This window comes from Moorena sp. SIO3H5, from assembly GCF_010692395.1.
Classification (GTDB): domain Bacteria; phylum Cyanobacteriota; class Cyanobacteriia; order Cyanobacteriales; family Coleofasciculaceae; genus Moorena.
Window position 1 is genome coordinate 1 of the sequence record NZ_JAAHHS010000791.1, and the last position, 1,188, is coordinate 1,188.

The 1,188-nt window shown below is 41.5% G+C and carries 2 protein-coding genes; both read right to left on the reverse strand.

Annotation, left to right across the window (positions count from 1 at the left end):
* Nucleotides 1–56: 56 nt before the first annotated feature.
* The gene (locus F6K52_RS36555) at nt 57–635 is read right to left on the reverse strand and encodes a DUF4335 domain-containing protein (RefSeq protein WP_293090164.1); all 579 of its coding nucleotides are present in this window, start codon (nt 633–635) and stop codon (nt 57–59) included.
* 112 nt (nt 636–747) lie between these two features.
* On the reverse strand, nt 748–1,188 hold a 441-nt coding region (locus F6K52_RS36560; RefSeq protein WP_293090166.1), incomplete at its 5' end, for a DUF3038 domain-containing protein.

Consider the following 1,188-nt stretch of genomic DNA (forward strand, 5'->3'; position numbering starts at 1 on the left):
GCTATTGCCATCACAGCCGCCACTGGGGCCCACTTCATCAAGTTGAAAACTGGTTTCTAGTTTTCTTGATCAAGATTTGGCAAAGCCATGACATCACTGGAGTATTCATCTAAGGCATTTGCTAAATCAAACAGTTGCAGTACGCTCAGATTAATTACAGGATTTACTCCCTGGTTAGCTAAAGAACCAAGAAAGAGATTATGTGTTAAATTATCCGCTGGTTTTAAATGTATGTCGGCAGTTTTGATCTGAGTATTTAAAGATGTGAATGTATTATTTGGTTGTGATGCTTGTTGAATATCAGTATATTCCGAGTTTTCTGATATTTCCCTAGAAGAACTGGAAGAATCTTCACCACCACAGGCATTGACCCAAAAGTTTTCCGGTGATTTTTGTAAGCATTCCTGTACATAATTTGTCACCGTTGCACACAAAGCTTCAAGTTGTTCGCGATCGCCACGAATAACTGGCTTTGTTGTTTCTGTTTGTCGCGGGTCGTCAAAACATAACTCGAAGTTAATGTGTTTGAGGACTGATTTACCCATCCAACGAGACAAAGGCGAATTTTGCGCCAATATTTCTAAGGTACAGGTTGGTGGTGTGTACCGACGGATGACAGAATTTGATAGAGCCATGACAGAAAGTACAAAGATAAATGGGAAATTTTGGATTGACGGTTAATTAAATAGAAGCTACTAAGCGCCTGTGGATTTGAGATTGTGTGTTGACAATCTCCAATTCCACATCTCAAATCTCCATTTTTGTGGAACGATCTATGAGTGCTAGCCAAAGACGACGATATCCATTGGCACTACTGTAAAAAAGCAAATCAATCAACAGCTTGAGTGCTAAATTGCTCAATTGGTTGGTGGAGATTTTTTCGTTTTCTTCCATGCGTTCAGTATAAGTGTTACAGAAAGCATCAATGTAGTCTCCTAATAAAGCTGCATGATGGGGTTCCCGTTGGGCTTTAGCCGTTTGCTCTAAAAGGCCCACAGCACGGCGAATTAATTCTTCATGCTGCTTTGCCAAGTAACAAACTATGAGAACCAATGATTGTGCTTCTTCCACATCTAGTTTTTTCCGCCCTCCTTGCCCTTTTCTCAGGGGATTGGACTGGCGTAGCCGCCATAATGCCACGCGATCAGGCACTCTGGACTCTAGATTGAGACTGGTTGCGGCTGATAA